Raw genomic sequence first — 19,939 nt, 5'->3', positions numbered from 1 at the left:
GAGCGGGTTCATGAGGGGTGGGGTGTACCTAAATGCACCTAATGTTACACTAAGTGTTCAAAAAATACACTAAGTGCACCTAAAATGCTATTGATTGCACCCCCTTGACAGTGATATGATGTATATGTCGAAGAAAGGCAATAAACAATCTTCATGTGTGCACTATCTCTCTTAACAGCATAATTACCAAAGAACAAAAAAGCATCTCTATAGCGGGGTGCTTTTTTTGTATGCAAAATATAGAAAGGAGAAAAAAGTATGAATGTTGTACAAATTTCAACGGATGCATTAATTCCTTATGATAACAATCCACGTAACAATACAGAAGCAGTAGAATATGTAGCTAATTCAATTAAAGAGTTTGGCTTTAAAGTACCTATTGTAGTAGATAATAATAACATTGTCATTTGTGGTCATACTAGATTACTTGCTGCTAAACAATTAAACATGAAAGAGGTTCCCTGCATTATTGCTGATGATCTTACAGATGAACAGATTAAGGCGTTTAGATTAGCAGATAACAAGGTCGGTGAAATTGTTACATGGTATGATGAATTATTGGAAATGGAGTTAGGCAATATCGTTGATATAGATATGTCAGATTTTGGGTTTATTGATGATGTTGAGGAAGAAATTAAAAAGGATGTAGAAGAAAAAGCTGAAGTAGAGTTCACAGAGGTGTTGGGTGAAGAACACAATTATATTGTTCTTTATTTTGATAATGAAATTGATTGGATTAATGCACAAAGTTTATTTGAATTGCCACGGGTTAAAATGTTACCGACTAACAAAGATGGGATTGAAAAAGAAAAAATGACAACGTATGGAGTTGGTCGAGTAGTGAATGGTGCTAGAGCAATACAAGCGTTAGTAAATAGTTTAAAAGAGGTTAAGTGATGAAAATATCAGTGTGTTGCCCATCATATAAAAGACCCAAAGTAGAAACATTGGATTATTTGCCAATGTGTAGGGTGTATGTTGATGTTGATGAATATGATGAGTATATAAAAGCAAATCCAAATTTCAAGAATAATATCATATCAGTTCCAAAAGGGATTCAGGGGAATGTTTGCAGAATTAGGAATTATATTTTAGATAAAGAATTAGAAGAAAATGAGGCTGTATGCATTATTGATGATGATATGAAAGGCATATACCGTTTTTATGTAGAGGGGAAAAATGCATATAAGAAACATAAAATAGAGGCACATGAATTCATTGAGTTTTTAGAAAAATATACATTAGTTTGCAAAGAGTTTGGTTTTTATTTGTGGGGCGTAAATTGTTTAAGAGATCCAATGGCATATAGACATAATAGTCCATTTAGCACATTGGCATTTATAGGAGCCCCATTTTCTGTACACCTCAAAAATGATTTAAGATATGATGAATCATTACCGTTAAAAGAAGATTATGATTTAACTATCCAACATGTGAATAAATATAGAGGGTGTTTGCGTGTAAACAGTTATCATTATGATTGTAAACAAAGTAAACAAGTTGGAGGCTGTGCAACATATAGAAATTATTTAAGGGAAGAAGAACAATTGAGTATGTTGATGAAAAAATGGGGATCAAAAATAGTAAAAATAGATAATGCAAAAAATCTAAATCAGAAAAGAGAAAGTAAGAAGATGGATTATAACCCTGTCATCAAGATACCAATCAAAGGAATATAAAGATGGCAAGACCGTTGATAAAAATTGACAAAAAGCAGTTTGAAAATCTATGTGGGTTGCAGTGTACACAAGCAGAAATATGCGGATGGTTTGGTGTTACTGACAAAACGTTAACAAGATGGTGTAAGCGAGAATATAAAGCGAGTTTTTCCGAAGTTTTTAAACAAAAAAAGGGGGTAGGAAAAATCAGTTTGCGAAGAAAGCAATGGAAGTTAGCAGAAAGAAGTGCAACGATGGCCATATTCCTTGGCAAACAGTATTTAGATCAGCGAGATTATAGTGAGGTTGAGGTAAAAGCAGATGTCAATAATCCATTTGATGGAGTTAGCACAGAAGATATTAAGAAGTTGATAGGTGATGAATAAAGATGCGATAAAATATCAAGCACGTTTGGAATTAGCTAGACGTGATTTTTTTTATTTTTGCAGTATTATGGCAGCTGATTTTTACAAAAAAGATAGACATTATTTAGTTAATTTATGTCATGAGTTGCAAAGGTTCTATGAAGATAAAACCGCCAAAGTATTAATCATGAATATGCCACCTCGCCATGGAAAAAGTCGAAGTGCTCAGATGTTGGTTAAATGGATACTGGGGACACATCCGCACGAAAAGATAATGACAGGAAGTTACAATACGACATTATCTACTACATTTGCTAAAAACGTCAGAAATGATATTCAAATGATTAAAGCAGATAAAGATATAATTGTATACAGTGATATATTTCCAAATACACGAATAAAACGTGGCGATGGCAGTATGGATATGTGGAGTTTGGAAGGTGGATATAATAGTTATCTTGCGACATCTCCGAGTGGTACTGCAACGGGTTTTGGAGCTAGCATATTGATATTAGATGACATCATTAAGAATGCAGAAGAGGCTTATAACGAGAATGTAAAGATTAAGCATTGGGATTGGTTTACTAATACAATGTTATCGCGGTTAGAAGAGGGCGGTAAAATCATTATAATCATGACAAGGTGGGCTAGTGACGATTTAGCTGGCCGAGCGATAGAGCATTTTGGAGAACAAGCCAAAGTGATAACAATGAAAGCTTTGCAAGATGACGGCACGATGTTATGTGATGAAATATTAAGCTTGGAATCATATCGAGATAAAGTATCAGCTATGGGAGAAGACATAGCGAGTGCTAACTATCAACAAATACCTATTGATTTAAAAGGGTGCTTATATAGTGGGTTTAAAACGTATGATACAACACCACAATTTGAGATGATTAAAAGCTATACAGATACTGCTGACCAAGGTGCGGATTATTTATGCAGTATCACGTATGGTGTATATAAGAACGAAGCATATTTACTTGATGTTATTTATACAAAAGAATCAATGGAAGTTACTGAGCCACTTGTGGCAAAAACAATTTATGATTATAATGTTGTGATTGCTGACATTGAAAGCAACAATGGTGGACGTGGGTTTGTTAGAAGTGTACGCAGAATACTAGAACAAGAATATAACAGTAATCGCACAAAGTTAGTAGCGTTTCATCAATCAAAAAATAAAGAAAGTCGCATATTGTCGCAAGCGACATGGGTCATGGATCACATCTATATGCCGACTGATTGGCAAGTGAGATGGAAAGATTTTGCAAAAGCAATATTGAGATATCAACGAGATGGCAAGAATGATAATGATGACGGCCCGGACACACTGACGGGAGTTGCAGAGAAAATCAATGCTCCGATATTGCGTAGTGGTCGAGTTAATTTATATTAATGAGGTGAGAATGTGGCAGATAGAGTATACAAACAAACGGTAAAAATAGATGAATATACATTACTGCGAGATGCCTACCACGGTAATGGTATATTCAGCTATGGCAATGGGATACAAAAGCACGCAAGAGAGAGTTTAGAAAATTACATTAAACGTCAATCATTAGCGTATTACTGGAATTATACACGTCCCGTTGTAGATGCTACTGTAGATCCGATATTTAAAGATGAGATTAAACGTGAATATAGCGAGAACGCACTGTTTAAATTATTTCTTGAAAATGCAGACCACGCAGGAACAAGATTGCAAGAATATATGAGACGTGTTGCAGTTGCGGCTAAGTTGTATGGCGTCGCTTATATACTAGTCAATAACATAGAGAATGTAGCAACTACTAGACAAGAAGATATCGAAAGTGGGAATTATCCATTTGTAACAGAGATATTTCCAAATGATGTAGTGTCTTGGAAGTTAGACGAGAATGGAGAAATTATTGAATTTGTATTCAAGCAAGTGGGAGAGTTTACAGAAAGTGGTAAGCAGTACATCTATCACAAATGGGACAGAGATACGTGGTCAACACATAAAACACTAGCAATTAATGATGATGACGTCATACATCAAGGTGTACATGGGCTAGGTGTAGTGCCAATTGTTCAATGGTTTGGACGTGCTACACCGCCCAATATCATTAAACCTCCAAGCGAATTTATCAGTATTGCACAGACGAATTATTCACTCTATCAATTATGTTCATGGCATACGCAGTTGTTGGTGGATCAAGCATTTAGTATTCTAACATTCCCCGATGATGGAAATATGACGGATAATTTGACGATTGGCACAGATAACTTATTAGTATATCCGTCTGAAAGTAATAAGGCACCAGCATTTATATCGCCCGATGCTTCACCGGCTAATATGTTAACTAATCAAATGGATAGACACATTCAAGAAATATACAGAATGAGTGGCATGGATAGTGTTGTAGGTGTGCAAGCGTCAAAAAGTGGTGTTGCTAAGCAGTGGGATTTTCAAAGAATTAATCAACGGCTAGCAGATTTTGCTGTTCAATGCGAAAGTGCTGAACGCAGAATAGTTCAGTTATTCGAATTATGGACTGGAGAAACAACAGATTTTACTTGTGAATATCCACGTGATTTTAGCATTAATGATGTAACAGAATCATTAGGGCAAGCACAATCTGCTATCGATTTAAATCTTGGTTCTAACGCTTTTACAGTAGAAGTTGCTAAGAAAGTGTTAGAAGCGTATATGCCGAATATCATGCCTGACATTTACGATACTATTGTCAAAGAAGTTGAGGAAAGCACATCACAAGCAAAACAGGATACGCAATACAGCGACTTATTAAATCATGATAGTATGCTGCAAGCATTAAGTGGAGATGAATAATGGACAATACGAGTCAAAAGATAGACACTTTAATTAGTGGTTTTAAAAGCGTTGTTCGTCATTTATTAGATCAAGGTTTTGATGTAAATAGAGCAATAGAAGAAGCGTATAAACGGTATCCCGTTATTGACGGCATGAAAGAATCAATCGTTGATGATATGATAAAGTCTTTCATAAGCGGATATATGAATGCAAGCGTTGAGGTAGGTGTCGATACTAGAGATATACCATATTCGAGTGAGGCCATATCTACTGCTATGCAACGAGCGTGGTCGAAAGATAATTTGAATCTATCTACAAGACTACATAAAAGAGGGCAAGCGGTACGCAAAGAAGTAGCGGACATACTCAAGGCGACTATTGGTAAAGGTAATACGAATAAAAAGATAGCAAGCGAATTATTGAATCGAGGTGTGATTGATACTGCTGAGCTACCAAAATTTATGAAAGAAGTTGCTCAAATTCCGATTAGCATGAGTGCTGATAAAAAGCGAAAGTTATTACGCAATGTGCATAGGCAAGTAAGTAAGAGAACAACTGCAGGTATTAGAGCTGCATATAACGAAGTTATAAACGCTGTAAATAATGACAATCAAGAAAAACTAGATAAGGCGATAGAGATTGCTACAGAAGAAAAGACAAGGTACAATGCTGAACGAATTGCACGCACTGAGATAGCTAGGGCATATGCTGATGGTCAAGTATCTAGATGCATAGATGATGATGACATAGTCGCTTTTCAGTGGAAGTTGGGCAGTAGACATCCAGTGTTTGATATTTGCGACTTTTATGCCAATGCAGACTTATACGGTATGGGAAAAGGAGTGTTCCCAAAGGATAAAGTCCCTTTGCTACCGGTACATCCTAATTGTATGTGCCATCTAAAGCCAATAGTAAAAGGCAGCTTAAAAAATGAAGTGCCGAAAGAACGCATTGAAGAGGGCGGTCGAGAATATTTAGATGGTATTACTAATCATAAGCGTGAACGATTATTTGGTGTGCATGGAGCTAAAGCTGTAGAAGAAGGGACGTCGTGGACACAAAAGGCTAGAGGATATAGTGGAAAAGTATTAGAAAGTCGCTTGCCTAAGATAGATGTAAATGTTATTATGAATTCAGAAGTAGCGACAGATAAACGCTTAGCTATTAGTAAATTTGAATTTATTCCTCTAGGTACAATAGTGAAACCAAAACGAATTATTGCAGGGTTGGGTAGTGATAAGGATTTACGAACCTCTGTTCGATTGGGTGAAAAGTATAATACTAATGCTATTGGATGGAGTAAGTTGGTGGGGATAATTCCATCAAATAAATATATTTTTGATATTTATTGGTATTATCATAAAGATACAGGCCCTATAGAGTTTAAAATTAAGTCCAAAAAAGAAAGGAGAAAATAGCATGAAGGTTAGATATAAAGGCGAATCATTTGGAGTTGATAGCTTAACCAATAACAAGATTTATGAGTGTGTTGCTATTGAGCATCCTTTCTTGCGAATTATTGATGATTCAGAAGAGGATTATTTATACGATATTCTTACTCCGAGGGATTTAAACAGTGAGGCACAAGGTGTATGGGAAATCATTGAGGATGACGAGAATAATAGCCTAAAGAAGGCAATTGAAGATTACACTCATGTTGATTTTGGAACGTGGATTGCAAAAAATAACATTTAAACCACTTACTTAGGTAGGTGGTTTTTTTATACACAGTTAGGAGTAAGTGTTATGAAGTTACTATTACTACAGGTATTATTTTTAATCATTAACAGGATATTTGAGTTGCAGCTGCCATTGTGGTTTTTATGGTTGCCAATGATTATAGTGGGAATCATCATATTTATACTTATTGTGTGTTTGATTCTATCTATTTTGTGTAGTAAATAATTTAATAACAAAGCCTTGTACCTAGTGCAGGGCTTTTTATATTGCCTTTTTAGTATTGCAGGCGAAAAAGAACAAGACTGTAAGCGTCAGGTGTGGCTGACGAAAAACAAGCGAATCGGGAAAAAGAAAGGAGTCAAGACATGACAAAAGAAGAATTGAAAGCGTTAGGTTTAACTGATGAACAAGCGGAGGCAGTCGTTGCAGATTATGGCAAAAATTATGTAAGTAAAACACGATTTAACACTCAATTACAATCTTTGAAAGATGAAAAAGACAAAGTCAAAGAATTGACGGAAAAGCAAAATGATTTAAAAAACAAGCTAGAAGGCTTTACATCTGCTGGAGCTAACAGTGGTGCAGACATTGCTAAGTTACAAGCTGACTTAAAGACGCTGCAACAACAATATGAAGATGCAGAGAAAGCAAGACAAGAAGAGTTAAATAAACGTGTGCAGTCCGAAATTATGACACAAGTTGTAAATGCATTGAGTGAACATAACGCAGTAGATCCGAACACATTAGCACCGTTATTGATTTCAAAAGTAACAGTAGGAGATGATGGAGCATATTCTTATACAGATGATAAAGGAAATGCACATTCTATCGCCGAGGGTGCAAAAACATGGCTTGATGGCAATGCGTGGGCTGTTAAAAGCACGCAAAGAGCAGGCAGTGGCCATAATCGAGAAAATAATGACGGTGGACAGCCTATCGGATTAAGAGCGTCAATTGCAAACGCAATCGGTGTTAAAGAGTAATTAATTAAAAAGGAGAACAAACATGGCAGTAACATTAGCTGAAGCAAAGAAAAATGTACAAGATGATTTGCAAATTGGAGTTATTGATGAGTTTAGAAAATCTAATTTTTTTTGGGATACATTAACGTTTGATGATGTTGTATCGCCTACTGGCGGTGGAGCAGCGTTAACATATGCGTATACACGTTTATTAACTCAACCGACAGCTGAATTCCGTGAAATTAATCACGAATATACACCACAAGAAGTAACCCGTCAAAAATTTACAGCAGATTTAGCAGTGTTTGGCGGATCATTTGAAATCGACCGTATTATTGCTGACATGGGTGGTATTGTTGATGAAGTACAGTTACAACTTCAACAAAAAATCAAGGCTGCATCTGCATTATTTAATGACACGGTTATCAATGGCGATGTTGCATTAGGAACGCATGCATTTGACGGTTTAGAGAAAGCGTTAAAAGGCTCATCTACCGAAATCAACGCAACAGGACAGGCGATTGATTTATCTACATCTGACAAAGTAACAGAGAATGCTATTAAATTCTTGGATCAATTAGATGAATTCTTATCTGCATTAGATGGTCGCCCTGGTGCATTAATGGGCAACTCTAAATTAATTAACAAAATTAAAGCCGTAGCACGTCGTACATCTATGTATACTCAAACGCAAGACGCATTTGGTCGTCAAGTATCTACTTATGATGGTATTCCATTAATCAATTTAGGAGCAAAAGCGGGCACTAATGAAGATGTTGTATCTACAAAAGCGGAAGATGGCACTACATCTTTATATGCAGTACGTTTTGGTTTGGATGGATTCCACGGTATCTCTATGACTGGACAATCACCCGTTAGAACATGGTTACCTGATTTTAGCACAGCTGGAGCAGTAAAACGTGGCGAGGTTGAAATGGTAGCAGGTGTTGCATTGAAAGCGACTAAATCTGCTGGTGTATTGCGTAACATCAAAGTTAAGTAAGGGGGGAACTCATGGCTAAAGTATATGCACCATTAGAAAATTACAACGGAATTTCTGCATCTGTAGAATTCGTTGACGGTGTAGCAGAAACAGACAATGATAATTTATTAGAATGGTTTGAAGAACGTGGCTATATTGTAGAATGCGATGAAAAAACTAAAAGTGCAAATAAAGCAAAAGAAAAACCATCTGATAGTACAACAGCGGACACGTTGAAAGAAGTAGATGAGGGCAATGAGTAACGGCAACGCAATATTTCAAAGACGGATACGTCAAGCGATTAAAGCAAGTACTATTGAGGTGCAAGACGAAGCACAAATGAATCATAGATTTACAAGTCGCACTGGACAATTAGAACGTTCAATTGACGTAAAGTTTAATGAAAATAGTGGTATCGTTTATATTGACTCGCAATCCGCACCTCATGGGCCATTCGTTCACCAAGGAACGATGGCTCATGAGATCTTTCCGAAGAACAAGAACGCATTGAGGTGGGTTGCACAAGGCGGTAGTGCGTTTCACTTTGCGAAACGAGTACATCATCCGGGTACAAAATCGGATCCGTTTCTTTATAAGGCATTAAAAAGTAAGCGAGATACAATTCGTAACATCTTTGCTCGATATACAAGAACGGCATTGAAAGAGGTGATTGACAATGAGCACAGTAAAGAATATAGCTATACCATTCGATTTAAATAAAGAAATATATGAAACGATACGGCTAGGAGATGAGCTCGTCGGTCGTGAAGTGTCTGAAGATATCATGCAAAAGGCGTATGAATGGTTATTTTATTTTGCGAATCGATTGGGCGTTGAAAAAGAGGCTATTACATATTCATTTGTTGTTCGTGAGTTATTAGCTATGTATGCATATAGAGAAGTGTGCGTAAAAAAAGGATATGGCTCTATCGGAACGCCGTACCGTGGGCAACAAAGAGATGATCACTACACGAACAAATTAAAAACATATGACATGCGAATTAAACAGTTAGAGGCCATGTTAACAGCGGAAGACATAACGGGAGATACAACAAGTGGTATTCGTGATAATTATCGGACTGTGCGGTTATATAGGGGGTAAATATGTGGTATTATGTGCTAACACTTCTCGAGCGAGCTATCACTGAAATGGATAGTACTATTGAAGTATCCCTCGGTGCTATTCCACCGGAACATTTAGATGTAGGCAGTAATGGAAACGTCTTATTGATACGTGGTGATGAATATATGGCTGAAGCGAAAGATACAAAAATGTCAGATGTAACGGTGTATCTTGAAGCTTGGGTGCGTGAAGATAGTCCGAATTTGGAAAATGGCTATAAATTGTTAACAAAATTAGAAGAAAGTATTGATAAGGCATTTACTGTTGTTAGAGAGGCTGTTACAAGCCTTAATGAACAATATTGTGTACTTAACGATAGATATCAACTTATGGATATAGTTGTAGAACGTAAAGTCGGCGATTTAGACAGCATACGGCCTTTGGTAGGCAGTCAGTATACTATTAGATGTAAATTATATTCATTAGTTGATGATATCGATATATATTGATGATAGAAAGAGTGTAAATATATGACTGAAGAAGAACTCCTAAAAAATGATAGAGAAGACAAAGAACGATTGAAAGGAGAAACAACTATGGATCAAAATCAAGGGAAGAAAAAAGCATTAGCACCAACTAAGGCAAAAGTAATGCCTACAGTGGGTAAGAATTATTTTATTTATATTAACACTGGAACAGATGAAACAACAGGAGCTCAATGGCTATTAGTAGGCGGTCAGCGAGGTGGTTCGTTATCACGTAAAGCTGATAGCATTGACGCTTCACATAAAGGTTCTGGTGGATGGAAATCAACGTTGCAAGGCTTAAAAGAGTGGAGCATTGATGTTGATACATTGATTATGCCAAATGATGAAGGCTTAGCTGTACTTAATCAAGCATTTTTAGATGATCAACAAGTACATTTGAAATTTGAATATCCTGACAAATCTTATGTAACTGGATGGGCTTCTGTAACAGAATTATCGATTGAAGCACCACATGATGATGTGGCCACTTATAAAGGCTCATTAAACGGTGTCGGTCCTTTGTCTGAATTAAAGCGTCCATAGAAAGGAAATTATATGAAAGTATTATCTTGTAATTATTTTGGGAAAAATGAAACGATTTATTTTAATGTTAAACGATTAGCAGAGTTAGAATTGGCAATCGGTAAACCACTTATACAGCTTATGTCTAATACGCAAATGTCGTTATCAGATATGATTCAGGTATATACTATCGGAATGCAGCATATTGACAATGGCTTGCGTACTAGTGAATTTTATGAAGAAAAGTTGCAAGAACTTATTGAAAATGAAACGTATAGCATAGGTGATATTATGCAAACCGCTTATAAAGTGTTAGTTGCCAGTGGCATTTTAGGAAAGAATATGTATTATAAGTTATTCCCAAAAGAAGCCACTCAAACAGTGAAGAAAAAGCTTATTGACGAGGAATTAGAGTCAAAAAACTAGACGGGGGAGCGAATGCTCCCCTTTCTATATTTGAATGGATAGAAAGAGTTAAACCTATTTGTTACGGCTATTTACATATGACACCTAGAGAATTAGATGAATTAGTACCGTTTGATTTTGCTGATTTAGTAGAAGGGCATACTATGGCGACTAAAAAGCAGGATGTAAAAGACGCTTATTATGCATGCATGATAACGAATGTACAGCTTACAAAGGATCATCATATTAAAGTACAAGATGTTGTAGAAATGTTTCATCCTACTACGTATGCAGACAAAAAACGTGAGGAAGAGTTATTTATTCAAGAATGGACCGCAGCAGGAGGTGATATGTAATGCGTGAAGAGATAAAAGTACTGATAAGCGGTAATAGTGAAAGTGCAAAAGAGGCGATAACAGAAGTTGGCCAAAAAGCAGAAAATGTATTTGGTAAACGTATGGGGTCTATCGTATCTAAAGCGTTTAATGCGATTCCTATTGCTGGGTTAGTAGGTGCCGTTGGCTTAGTAGGGCGTGAAGTATTAGATTTAGGAGCTAAAGTAACGGCTGTTAGTGATACGTTTACATCTATGAAAGCTAGAATCAACATCATTAATGATGGAACGCAAACAACAGCTGAAATTATGGATAAAGTATATCAAGCTGCCGAACGTTCTCGCGGTTCGTATATTGATATGCTGGATAGTGTTGCTAAATTAAATATGTTGGCCAAAGATAGCTTTTCATCAAATGACGAAGCCATTCAGTTTGTAGAACAATTGAATAAGCAGTTTAAATTATCGGGTGCTAGTGTAACGGAAGTATCCGCTGCTATGTTACAGTTAACACAAGCTATGGCGAGCGGTCGATTACAAGGTGATGAATTTAGATCCGTCATGGAAAATGCACCAATGCTCGGACAAGCGATTGCTAAAGAAATGGGCGTATCGATTGGTGAGTTAAAACAGCTCGGATCAGAGGGCAAAATTACAGCAGATGTTATCAAAGAGGCTTTATTTAATAGTGCAGATGAAACCAATGCTAAGTTTGCTGAAATGCCTATGACATTCCAAGAAGTAGGGCAACAATTATCAAATGCAATGTTTCAAGCGTTTCAACCTGTATTAGAAGAAATCTCATCTATGACAGCGAGTGAAGAATTTAAGAGCGTGCTAGATGGTATTATCGTATCTATACAAGTTATGGCTATTGTTGCCAAAGGTGCTATTGCAATTGTAAAAGGGGCATTCAGTGGGCTTACTTCAGTAATAACAACATCAGCTAACACTTGGAAAGGCATATTCACAGCACCGTCGATTGCCATTAGAACTTATGGAACATTGGTGGTAGGTTTGATGGGGTATTTTGCCGGCGTGAGAATTGCGTCACTGGCATTTTCATCTAGTTTGACGGTGCAGAAAGTCGCAACGATGGCAGTTGCTGCTGCTATTAGGGGATATCAAGGAGCTGTGGCATTGTGTAACACCGTCATGACGGCATTTAGAGCGAGAGTCATTGCTGGTGCAATTGCAATGGGTACAGCATCTACAGCCATGGCATTTGCTAGAGGTGTAATGATGGCGTTACGTGGTAGTATCAGTTTAACAACAATTGCTACAAAGGCTTTCAATATGGTACTAAAAGCAAACCCGATAGGAATTGTTATTGGCTTGTTAGCTGCATTAGCAACTGCATTTATTGGGCCTAAGGTTGCAGCGGAAGGTTTTGGATCAACAATGAGTGCCATTTGGCATAGCATTGTTCATACAGTTACATGGGCAATTAATGTAATTATACGAGGTATCAATCGATTAACAAGTGCATTAAACAGTATTAGTGGCGTTATTAGTAAAGTATTGAATGTTGACATAGGGAAATTTAGTGCGATTGGTGAAATATCAGGAGAAGCAGCTGAGAATTTTGCAAATGCATCGGCAGACACTATCGGCACTGTAGCAAATGCGTTTATGGGCGGCACTATGGACGATACTTCTATAGGTGGTGGCGACGGTGGCTCAGGCGGTTCTGGCGGTTCAGGTGGCTCTAGTGGTGGCAGTGGCGGAGATGGTGGCTCATCATTACAACAAAGCGTTGAAGAAGCAAAACGAGCCCACGAACAAATAGAAGATTCTTACCGTCAAATGTTCGGCACTAAAGTTGACGAAGTAGAAGCATGGCGGAAGAAAGAACTAGAAGAATTAGAAAAATCAAAAGCTCAAAATGCTAATTACAACAATGATTTAAACATGTTGAATGAAATGTATGCTAAAAAGCGAGAACAAGCATTACATGAAGAAGCAAAAAGGATTCGTGAGATTAAAAATAGTATTCGCGATATGGATGCTGCTTTTACTATCACAGTTGCCACTAAAGATTCTACTGGTTCGGTTTCACCATTTGAAAAGTTAAATCAAGAACATGCGGAAGCTATGCGTGAAATTACAGATCGTTACCAAAAAATGAGTGATGACTTTGCAGAAATGACAGATCGCGATAAACAAGTTTATATTGCATCGTTACAAGAGCGAAAGATTGCGTATGAAATTTTAGAAGATGGCACGCTTGATTATTCAGAGCGTAAACGTCAAGAAGAGTTGGCACAGTTAGAATTATTTAACAAAAAGCGACAAGAGTTAGTATTAAATGGAGCTGAAACAGAATATGCTATTCAAGAAGCGTTACGGACACAAAATTTTGAAGCTTTACAAGCTGCATTAAGTCAAGAATACATCGAACATCAAAATGCATATGAGATGAAGAAAGAACTGATGGACCAATATATTGAATCGGTGAAAGAGGCTTATTTCTCTCTTGATGAATTAATGAATAACTCGCTTATGTCGGGCGTTGATTCGTTAAAAAATAGCATTAGCGGATTGTTGCAAGGTACAACAACATTAACGCAAGCATTACAGAATTTGGGTAAAGCAATGATTAAATCAGTCATGGATTATGTCGCACAATGGGCAGCTGCACAACTAAAGCAAATGATACTAGGTAAAACGTTACAAGCACAACAGACAGCGACTAGCATTGCAGCAGCACAAGCACAATTACCAGCATGGACACAATTAGCACAACAGATGGCAATGGCCACATTCGGAGCGAGTGCAACAGCAGGTATGGCCGCTTATACATCAGCTACTGCTTCCGGACAAATGCAAAGTGCGTTATCAGGCGGTTTATTTAATCGTGATTTTACAGGCGTTATTGGATCTAATAAATTACCTAAAATGGCATCAGGTGGATTAGCTTACGGTAGAACATTTGCTGAAATTGGCGAAGGTCGATATCCGGAGGCGGTTGTTCCTTTAAGTGAATCGGTATTTACTCAAATTGGCCAAGGCATTAATAAAGCCGGTGGAGGTAGTGCAGGTGATGTAACGATTCATGTAAGCACAATGGATGCACATTCGTTTGAAAACTGGCTATCATCAGGAGCTGGCGATAAAATAAAACAATTTTTTAGAGATGAAAATCGTGAGTTTGCAACAGAACGGGGGACTTGGTGATGAGTTTTTCAGGCATAAAGAAATTCCCTAGCATTAATTCCCTCGATTGGAACTCTAGCAAGTCGCAATCGTGGGATACGAAAGTCAAGACAAGTGGGTCGGGAAAAGTTAGGACTATGACAACATGGCGGTATCCTCGTTATACAATTACTACATCGTTTGCTATTTTAAATACGCAACAATATAGAACGATTATGGGATTTTTTGCATCAACCAAAGGTGGTACAGAACCATTCTTATGGCTTGATCCAGAAGATAATCACGAGCAAGGAATTGTATTAGGAAAAGGGATTGACCGTCAGTGGAATGCTATTCGCAAAATGGGCGATTATATAGAACCGGTTGAATATATTGAGGATATAGTATTATATGCAGATGGAAAGCCATTACAACATGTTGATAATAACAAAGGGGTATTGACTACAAAAGATGAAGTCAATGACAATGCAGTAATTACCGCGGATTATACATATTATTGGAAAGTCAGATTGAATGGTGAATTTACTGCAGAACTAAAATATAACAATATTTATAAATCAAAATCGATGAAGTTGGTGACGGTACGATGAAACAAGTAAGTGATGAATTAGCAACACTCCTTTCTAATTCAAATGAATTTATGAGTTGTGATTTGTATGAATTAACATTGCAAAGTGGGCTAGTATACTATTGGGCCGATACAGATATTAACGTATATCACAAAGGGCATACGTATAAAGGAAATGGTCCGATTATTACAAGAAATAAGATTAGTACATCATCAGATATTAGCGTTGATAAATTAACAGTAACAGTTTCTTGCGATAAACGAGATACTATCGAAGATACACCGATTATGGCAGTTGCACATAATGGTGGATTAGATAATGCTAAATTACAGCTAAGCAGAGCGTTCTTTTCTAAAGATGGAAAAGTAGTAGATTCGATTGACTTGTTCACCGGTCTTGTAGAAGTGAGTAGCGGAGGCGGTCTGTCTTTAAAAATTAATGCTAAATCGATAGTGCAAAAATTGACAACAGAATGGCCATGTAAGAGATATTACCCTCAGTGCCCTTATACAGTGTATGGGAAAGAGTGCGGTATTGATATTAATAAGTATAAACGTAGGGTTCATGTACTTAACGTACATTCAACAAATACAGTTACTTTCAATACAGAGTTTGCTGATGACTATTTTAACGCAGGTGGGATTGAATGGTTGACAGGACCGTTAGTCGGGCAAAATACGCAAATTATAAGCAGCGAAGATAATAGAATTACTTTTATTAGTCCACTCAATCATTCTGTATCAGTAGGTGATGAAGCATATATATATCCTGGTTGCGATAAAACTCCGGATACTTGTAAGCATAAATTTAATAACTTTAGTCGAAATCGAGCGACACCATATGTGCCACTAAAGGAGACAATACGATGAATAACGGGGTAAAAATTGCTAATGCTGCTAAAACTTGGTTGGGTACTCCCTATGAAAGTAATGCAATGATAAAAGGTGTTGGCGTAGATTGTGCTCATTTGCTAGTAGGAGCTGTTATCGATGCAGGACTAATTCAAGTGGAAGATGTCGTTATCGAACAGTATTCTAATGAGTGGCATTTACATCGTTCAGAAGAGAAGTTTTTACATCGTGTCATGCAATATGCTGATAAAGTAGAAGGACCGCCACAAGTAGGGGATTTTATGTTATATCAATATGGGCGATGTATCAGTCATGGTGCGATTTATATAGGTGATGATATGGTAATTCATGCATATGTCGGTCAAGGTGTTATCTTATCTACTGTTCATGATGTCATGTTTTATGATCGTACACATACTAGCAGATTTAGAGGAGCATGGCGTTATAATGCTATGAAAGTCAGGAGGGGTGCATAATGGGATTCTTTTTTGGTGGCCACTCTACCACAACTCGATCTGATATGATAGGGGACTTTCAAATTAATAGTGCATCCTATGGTGAGATTGTGCCTGAAATATTAGGCACTACAAGAGTTAGCGGGAATGTGATTTACTGGGATGATTTCACCGCTCATGAACATAGTTATACACAACGAACCGGCAAGGGCGGTGGCTCTAAGCATACATCAATTACTTATACATATACTGTAGCAGCTGCTATTGGTTTATGTGAAGGACCTATCGAGGGCGTTGGTAAAGTGTGGAGAAATAAAGAAATTTATACATACCCACATGATAATATCGAGCTAACCTTGTTTGATGGTTCTTACGGACAATCACCGTGGCCATATGTTATTGGCAAACACCCTGATAAGGCGTTACCTTATAGTGGCCTTGCGTATATGGCCGGTGTTGTTGATTTAGGTGATAGCGGTGCGTTACCGAATTTTAATTTTGAAGTGCGAGGAAAATTGCTAGATTCTGGCGACGGTATCGACGTGAATCCAGCTGATTACATTGTTCATATATTGAAAAGCATAGGCATTGATAATGCTAACATTGTAGGATTAAATAATTACAGAACGTATTGTCGTGAAGCTGATATATTAATATCGACACCACCGGATAGCAATGGCAAAAAAGCACAAACAATCATTAATGAAATTGCTGATATTACTAATTCGTATTTGTTCTGGTCAAACGATTCATTAAAAATAGTACCGTTGGCAGATACAGCAATCGGCCAATGGGACCCTAATTTAGAAGTTCAATATGATCTTACCGTAGATGATTTTATTCCCAACAGTAACGGAGAATTGATTATTTTTAAACGCAAAGACACAGCTGAAACGTACAATCAAGCTACAGTAGAATTTATTAATCGAGCTAACGGCTATGAGAAAGAGACAGTAACATTTGATGTGTTAGCAGATATACAAAAGCATGGCGTGAAACCTGCTAGATGTAAACCGGCACATTATTTATTTACAAAGTCTAGAGCTCAATATTATGCAGAGCAACTAGCTATGAAGTATTTGTATGGTAAAACACAGTATACATTTAAATTAGATTGGGCATTTTGCAGATTAGAACCAGGCGATCTAGTAACGTTAACAGACGAATCGTGTCAGTTAGTGAAGCAAGTCGTTATCATTACATCAGTTACAGAATCAAGCGACGGTGAGCTGGTACTTACTGCAATAGGGCGACCACCCGGAGCATATACACCAGCTAAATATGTGGTGCATGAAAATGAACGACCATTTATCGATTACAACAAGCCGGCGGACAATACTGTACCTGTTATTATACAAGCTCCGTCAGATTTAACCGCCACCGGCATGGAAGTGTGGGTAGGCGGTAGCGGAGCTAGTAATAATTGGAGCGGTGCTGATGTATATGTATCAGATAATAATACTGCATATAAACGGATTGGCACATTAACAAATACAGCACGATTCGGCACGTTGTTAACCGCTTGTACAGAGAATGAAAAAGAATTAGTCGTTAAGATTACCGGTAATTTATCATCAGGAACAGTTGTTGATGCAGAACGAGGCAACACAGTATGTTGGCTTGGAGGAGAGTGTTTCTCTTATGAAAAAGCCATGTTGATTGATAAGAATACATATAAATTAACTGGATGCATTCGAGGACAATATAACACAGTGGCTAGCGGACATGATGTTGGCACAACCGTTCTCAGGTTAGATGAAGCGTTATTAAAAGTGCCATTCAAAAAAGAAGATATCGGTAAGAAAATATGGGTTAAATTCGCATCAATTAATATGTTTGGAGCTGCAACGCAGGATTTAGCAGATGTAAAGAGCTATGAATTTGACATTAAACCGTATTATATTCCTGATGTATCTAACTATACATTATTTACTAAGTATTATGATCTAGGTAAAGGCGTATCTACATTCGATGTAATCGCTAAATTTAATGTGCCATCACTAGAACATTTAGATACAGTCGAATGTTGGTATCGAGAAAAAGGCACAGAAGAATGGCAATTTGGTGGAGATGGGAATGGTCAAATTGCTATTAGCGGCTGCGAAATAGGGCATATTTATGAAGTTAAATTGCTTGTACGTGATAAGTTCAGAAACTATTCGCAAGGTGTTATTAAGACGATAGCGGTTGAAATGAAAGCAGAAGTACCAAACGCTCCTGATAATGTAGCTATTTCTATTAAATCAGTTATAAAAGTAAGCTGGGCAGAGGTTCAAAATGCTACTGTCGACTATTATGAAGTGCGTACAAATCCTTACACAGATATAACAGACGGATTATTGGGGCGTACAAGTGGCACATCATTTGAACCAGAATTAGTTGAAAGAAAAGGAAGTATTTATGTAATAGCTCATAATCCATTCAAGGGGTACGGTACAGCAGCAAAAGTCGAGTATAATGTGCCAAAACCCAAGCCGCCCAAACGTGTGTATACTAGAACAACATTAGACGGGTTCTCAGTGTCATTTGATACGGTTCCTGACACTTGTAAAAGTGCATTAGTATATATTGATGGTGAAGCGTATAAGACAATCAGTAATTCGTTATATTTCACTAGAGATGTGGGTATATATAAAGTCGAGGTGGCATATGTTGATTTGTTTGGCGAAGGCAGTAAATCATTATATACACAAGCACAAGTTACAAAGACGATTGACCCGTCTGTATTAAAGAACGTAAAAATTACAGAGGATAATTTAAGCAATTCATTGCAGCAAACGTTATCTAATTTAAAAGACTATGATCCAACGACTACAGTAAATAAACTTCTTGCACCGATAAAAAAAGATTTAAACGGACTAGAGACTACTGTAGCTACGAACAAACAAGATGTACAATCTCAAATACTGCAAAATACAAATGCAATTACACGGCTAGTGACTTCTACAAACGACAATAAGAATACGATAACTAAAATACAAGAAAGTGTTGACGGAGTAAAAACAACGGTAGCAGATGTAGCGAAAAAGCAAGATGGAATTGACACTAAAATTGTGGATGTAGAACATTCTATTAATGGCGTTCAATCAACTGTATCAAATATGCAAACCTCGGTTAATTCGGCAACGAATACAGTCAATACCTTGTCTTCTAAAGTTACGCAGACAGAAAAGTCAATTACAAGTGTTGTTAATCAGTTGAATGGCGATCCGAGTAAAAGCGAGTTTACAGCTATTACACAATTAAACAATGCACTGGGATTAAAAGTAGGAAAAGGCGATTTAATATCTAGTATTAACGCCAGTCCGGATAGCATTAAGATTAAATCTTCGTTGATTAAAATTGATGGGACTACACAAATTGGTAATAATGTTATTACAAAAAATATGATTCAAACAGGAGCTATTACTGCTGATAAGTTAAATGTTAGTACGTTGTCGGCGATATCAGCTGACTTTGGCACATTTGACACGGAAACCAAGAATGGCAAGGTTAAATTTAGCGGTTCGTTAATTGAAGTATATGACAAGAAAGGTAATATCATAGTAAGAATTGGAGATTGGTCAGATGAACAATAAAATTGGGATTGAATGTTATCATTATTTTCAAG

21 protein-coding genes are annotated in these 19,939 nt (G+C 37.1%); all 21 read left to right on the top strand.

Going from position 1 to position 19,939, the window contains the following annotated elements:
- Positions 1 to 258 precede the first annotated feature (258 nt).
- The 21 genes from P6940_RS01860 to P6940_RS01760 all read left to right on the top strand — a co-directional run bounded on the left by P6940_RS01860 (position 259) and on the right by P6940_RS01760 (position 19,907).
- Entirely contained in the window at positions 259 to 897 is a 639-nt protein-coding gene (locus P6940_RS01860) for a ParB N-terminal domain-containing protein (RefSeq protein WP_277293022.1), read from the top strand.
- A complete protein-coding gene (locus P6940_RS01855; protein ID WP_277293021.1) occupies positions 897 to 1,679 on the top strand; it encodes a hypothetical protein in 783 nt (260 codons plus the stop codon). Before P6940_RS01860 ends, P6940_RS01855 begins: the two co-directional genes overlap by 1 nt.
- Before the next feature lie 2 nt (positions 1,680 to 1,681).
- Complete coding sequence (locus P6940_RS01850) at positions 1,682 to 2,044, top strand: hypothetical protein (protein WP_277293020.1); 363 nt, start codon at positions 1,682 to 1,684, stop codon at positions 2,042 to 2,044.
- Positions 2,037 to 3,425 carry a phage terminase large subunit gene (gene terL, locus P6940_RS01845; RefSeq protein ID WP_277293055.1) on the top strand — a complete coding sequence of 463 codons (1,389 nt, stop codon included), beginning with the start codon at positions 2,037 to 2,039 and terminating at the stop codon, positions 3,423 to 3,425. Before P6940_RS01850 ends, terL begins: the two co-directional genes overlap by 8 nt.
- A gap of 12 nt (positions 3,426 to 3,437) precedes the next feature.
- A complete protein-coding gene (locus P6940_RS01840; RefSeq protein WP_277293019.1) occupies positions 3,438 to 4,841 on the top strand; it encodes a hypothetical protein in 1,404 nt (467 codons plus the stop codon).
- Positions 4,841 to 6,241: a hypothetical protein gene (locus P6940_RS01835; protein WP_277293018.1), complete on the top strand. Its 1,401-nt coding sequence runs from the start codon at positions 4,841 to 4,843 to the stop codon at positions 6,239 to 6,241. The genes P6940_RS01840 and P6940_RS01835 overlap by 1 nt, the downstream gene beginning before the upstream one ends.
- A 1-nt stretch (position 6,242) precedes the next feature.
- Positions 6,243 to 6,518 carry a hypothetical protein gene (locus P6940_RS01830; protein WP_277293017.1) on the top strand — a complete coding sequence of 92 codons (276 nt, stop codon included), beginning with the start codon at positions 6,243 to 6,245 and terminating at the stop codon, positions 6,516 to 6,518.
- A 302-nt stretch (positions 6,519 to 6,820) separates the two neighbouring features.
- Positions 6,821 to 7,486: a hypothetical protein gene (locus tag P6940_RS01825; protein WP_277293016.1), complete on the top strand. Its 666-nt coding sequence runs from the start codon at positions 6,821 to 6,823 to the stop codon at positions 7,484 to 7,486.
- A 22-nt stretch (positions 7,487 to 7,508) separates the two neighbouring features.
- The gene (locus P6940_RS01820; protein ID WP_277293015.1) at positions 7,509 to 8,468 is read left to right on the top strand and encodes a major capsid protein; all 960 of its coding nucleotides are present in this window, start codon (positions 7,509 to 7,511) and stop codon (positions 8,466 to 8,468) included.
- An 11-nt stretch (positions 8,469 to 8,479) separates the two neighbouring features.
- Positions 8,480 to 8,710 carry a hypothetical protein gene (locus tag P6940_RS01815; protein ID WP_277293014.1) on the top strand — a complete coding sequence of 77 codons (231 nt, stop codon included), beginning with the start codon at positions 8,480 to 8,482 and terminating at the stop codon, positions 8,708 to 8,710.
- Entirely contained in the window at positions 8,703 to 9,167 is a 465-nt protein-coding gene (locus P6940_RS01810) for a hypothetical protein (RefSeq protein WP_277293013.1), read from the top strand. The genes P6940_RS01815 and P6940_RS01810 overlap by 8 nt, the downstream gene beginning before the upstream one ends.
- Positions 9,124 to 9,549, top strand: a complete 426-nt coding sequence (locus P6940_RS01805; RefSeq protein ID WP_277293012.1) for a hypothetical protein — start codon at positions 9,124 to 9,126, stop codon at positions 9,547 to 9,549. Before P6940_RS01810 ends, P6940_RS01805 begins: the two co-directional genes overlap by 44 nt.
- A 2-nt stretch (positions 9,550 to 9,551) precedes the next feature.
- The gene (locus P6940_RS01800) at positions 9,552 to 10,019 is read left to right on the top strand and encodes a hypothetical protein (RefSeq protein WP_277293011.1); all 468 of its coding nucleotides are present in this window, start codon (positions 9,552 to 9,554) and stop codon (positions 10,017 to 10,019) included.
- Between the two features lie 21 nt (positions 10,020 to 10,040).
- Positions 10,041 to 10,580: a phage tail tube protein gene (locus P6940_RS01795; protein ID WP_277293010.1), complete on the top strand. Its 540-nt coding sequence runs from the start codon at positions 10,041 to 10,043 to the stop codon at positions 10,578 to 10,580.
- Positions 10,581 to 10,592: 12 nt separating this feature from the next.
- Positions 10,593 to 10,985: a hypothetical protein gene (locus P6940_RS01790; protein ID WP_277293009.1), complete on the top strand. Its 393-nt coding sequence runs from the start codon at positions 10,593 to 10,595 to the stop codon at positions 10,983 to 10,985.
- A 77-nt stretch (positions 10,986 to 11,062) separates the two neighbouring features.
- The gene (locus tag P6940_RS01785) at positions 11,063 to 11,320 is read left to right on the top strand and encodes a hypothetical protein (RefSeq protein ID WP_277293008.1); all 258 of its coding nucleotides are present in this window, start codon (positions 11,063 to 11,065) and stop codon (positions 11,318 to 11,320) included.
- The gene (locus P6940_RS01780; protein WP_277293007.1) at positions 11,320 to 14,475 is read left to right on the top strand and encodes a tape measure protein; all 3,156 of its coding nucleotides are present in this window, start codon (positions 11,320 to 11,322) and stop codon (positions 14,473 to 14,475) included. The genes P6940_RS01785 and P6940_RS01780 overlap by 1 nt, the downstream gene beginning before the upstream one ends.
- The gene (locus tag P6940_RS01775; RefSeq protein ID WP_277293006.1) at positions 14,475 to 15,044 is read left to right on the top strand and encodes a DUF2460 domain-containing protein; all 570 of its coding nucleotides are present in this window, start codon (positions 14,475 to 14,477) and stop codon (positions 15,042 to 15,044) included. The genes P6940_RS01780 and P6940_RS01775 overlap by 1 nt, the downstream gene beginning before the upstream one ends.
- Positions 15,041 to 15,892, top strand: a complete 852-nt coding sequence (locus tag P6940_RS01770; protein ID WP_277293005.1) for a DUF2163 domain-containing protein — start codon at positions 15,041 to 15,043, stop codon at positions 15,890 to 15,892. The genes P6940_RS01775 and P6940_RS01770 overlap by 4 nt, the downstream gene beginning before the upstream one ends.
- Entirely contained in the window at positions 15,889 to 16,350 is a 462-nt protein-coding gene (locus tag P6940_RS01765; protein WP_277293004.1) for an NlpC/P60 family protein, read from the top strand. The genes P6940_RS01770 and P6940_RS01765 overlap by 4 nt, the downstream gene beginning before the upstream one ends.
- Positions 16,350 to 19,907 carry a phage tail protein gene (locus P6940_RS01760; RefSeq protein WP_277293003.1) on the top strand — a complete coding sequence of 1,186 codons (3,558 nt, stop codon included), beginning with the start codon at positions 16,350 to 16,352 and terminating at the stop codon, positions 19,905 to 19,907. Before P6940_RS01765 ends, P6940_RS01760 begins: the two co-directional genes overlap by 1 nt.
- Positions 19,908 to 19,939 lie beyond the last annotated feature (32 nt).

The organism is Veillonella montpellierensis, from assembly GCF_947090115.1.
Classification (GTDB): domain Bacteria; phylum Bacillota; class Negativicutes; order Veillonellales; family Veillonellaceae; genus Veillonella; species Veillonella montpellierensis.
This window is presented reverse-complemented; position numbering and strand designations above follow the sequence as displayed.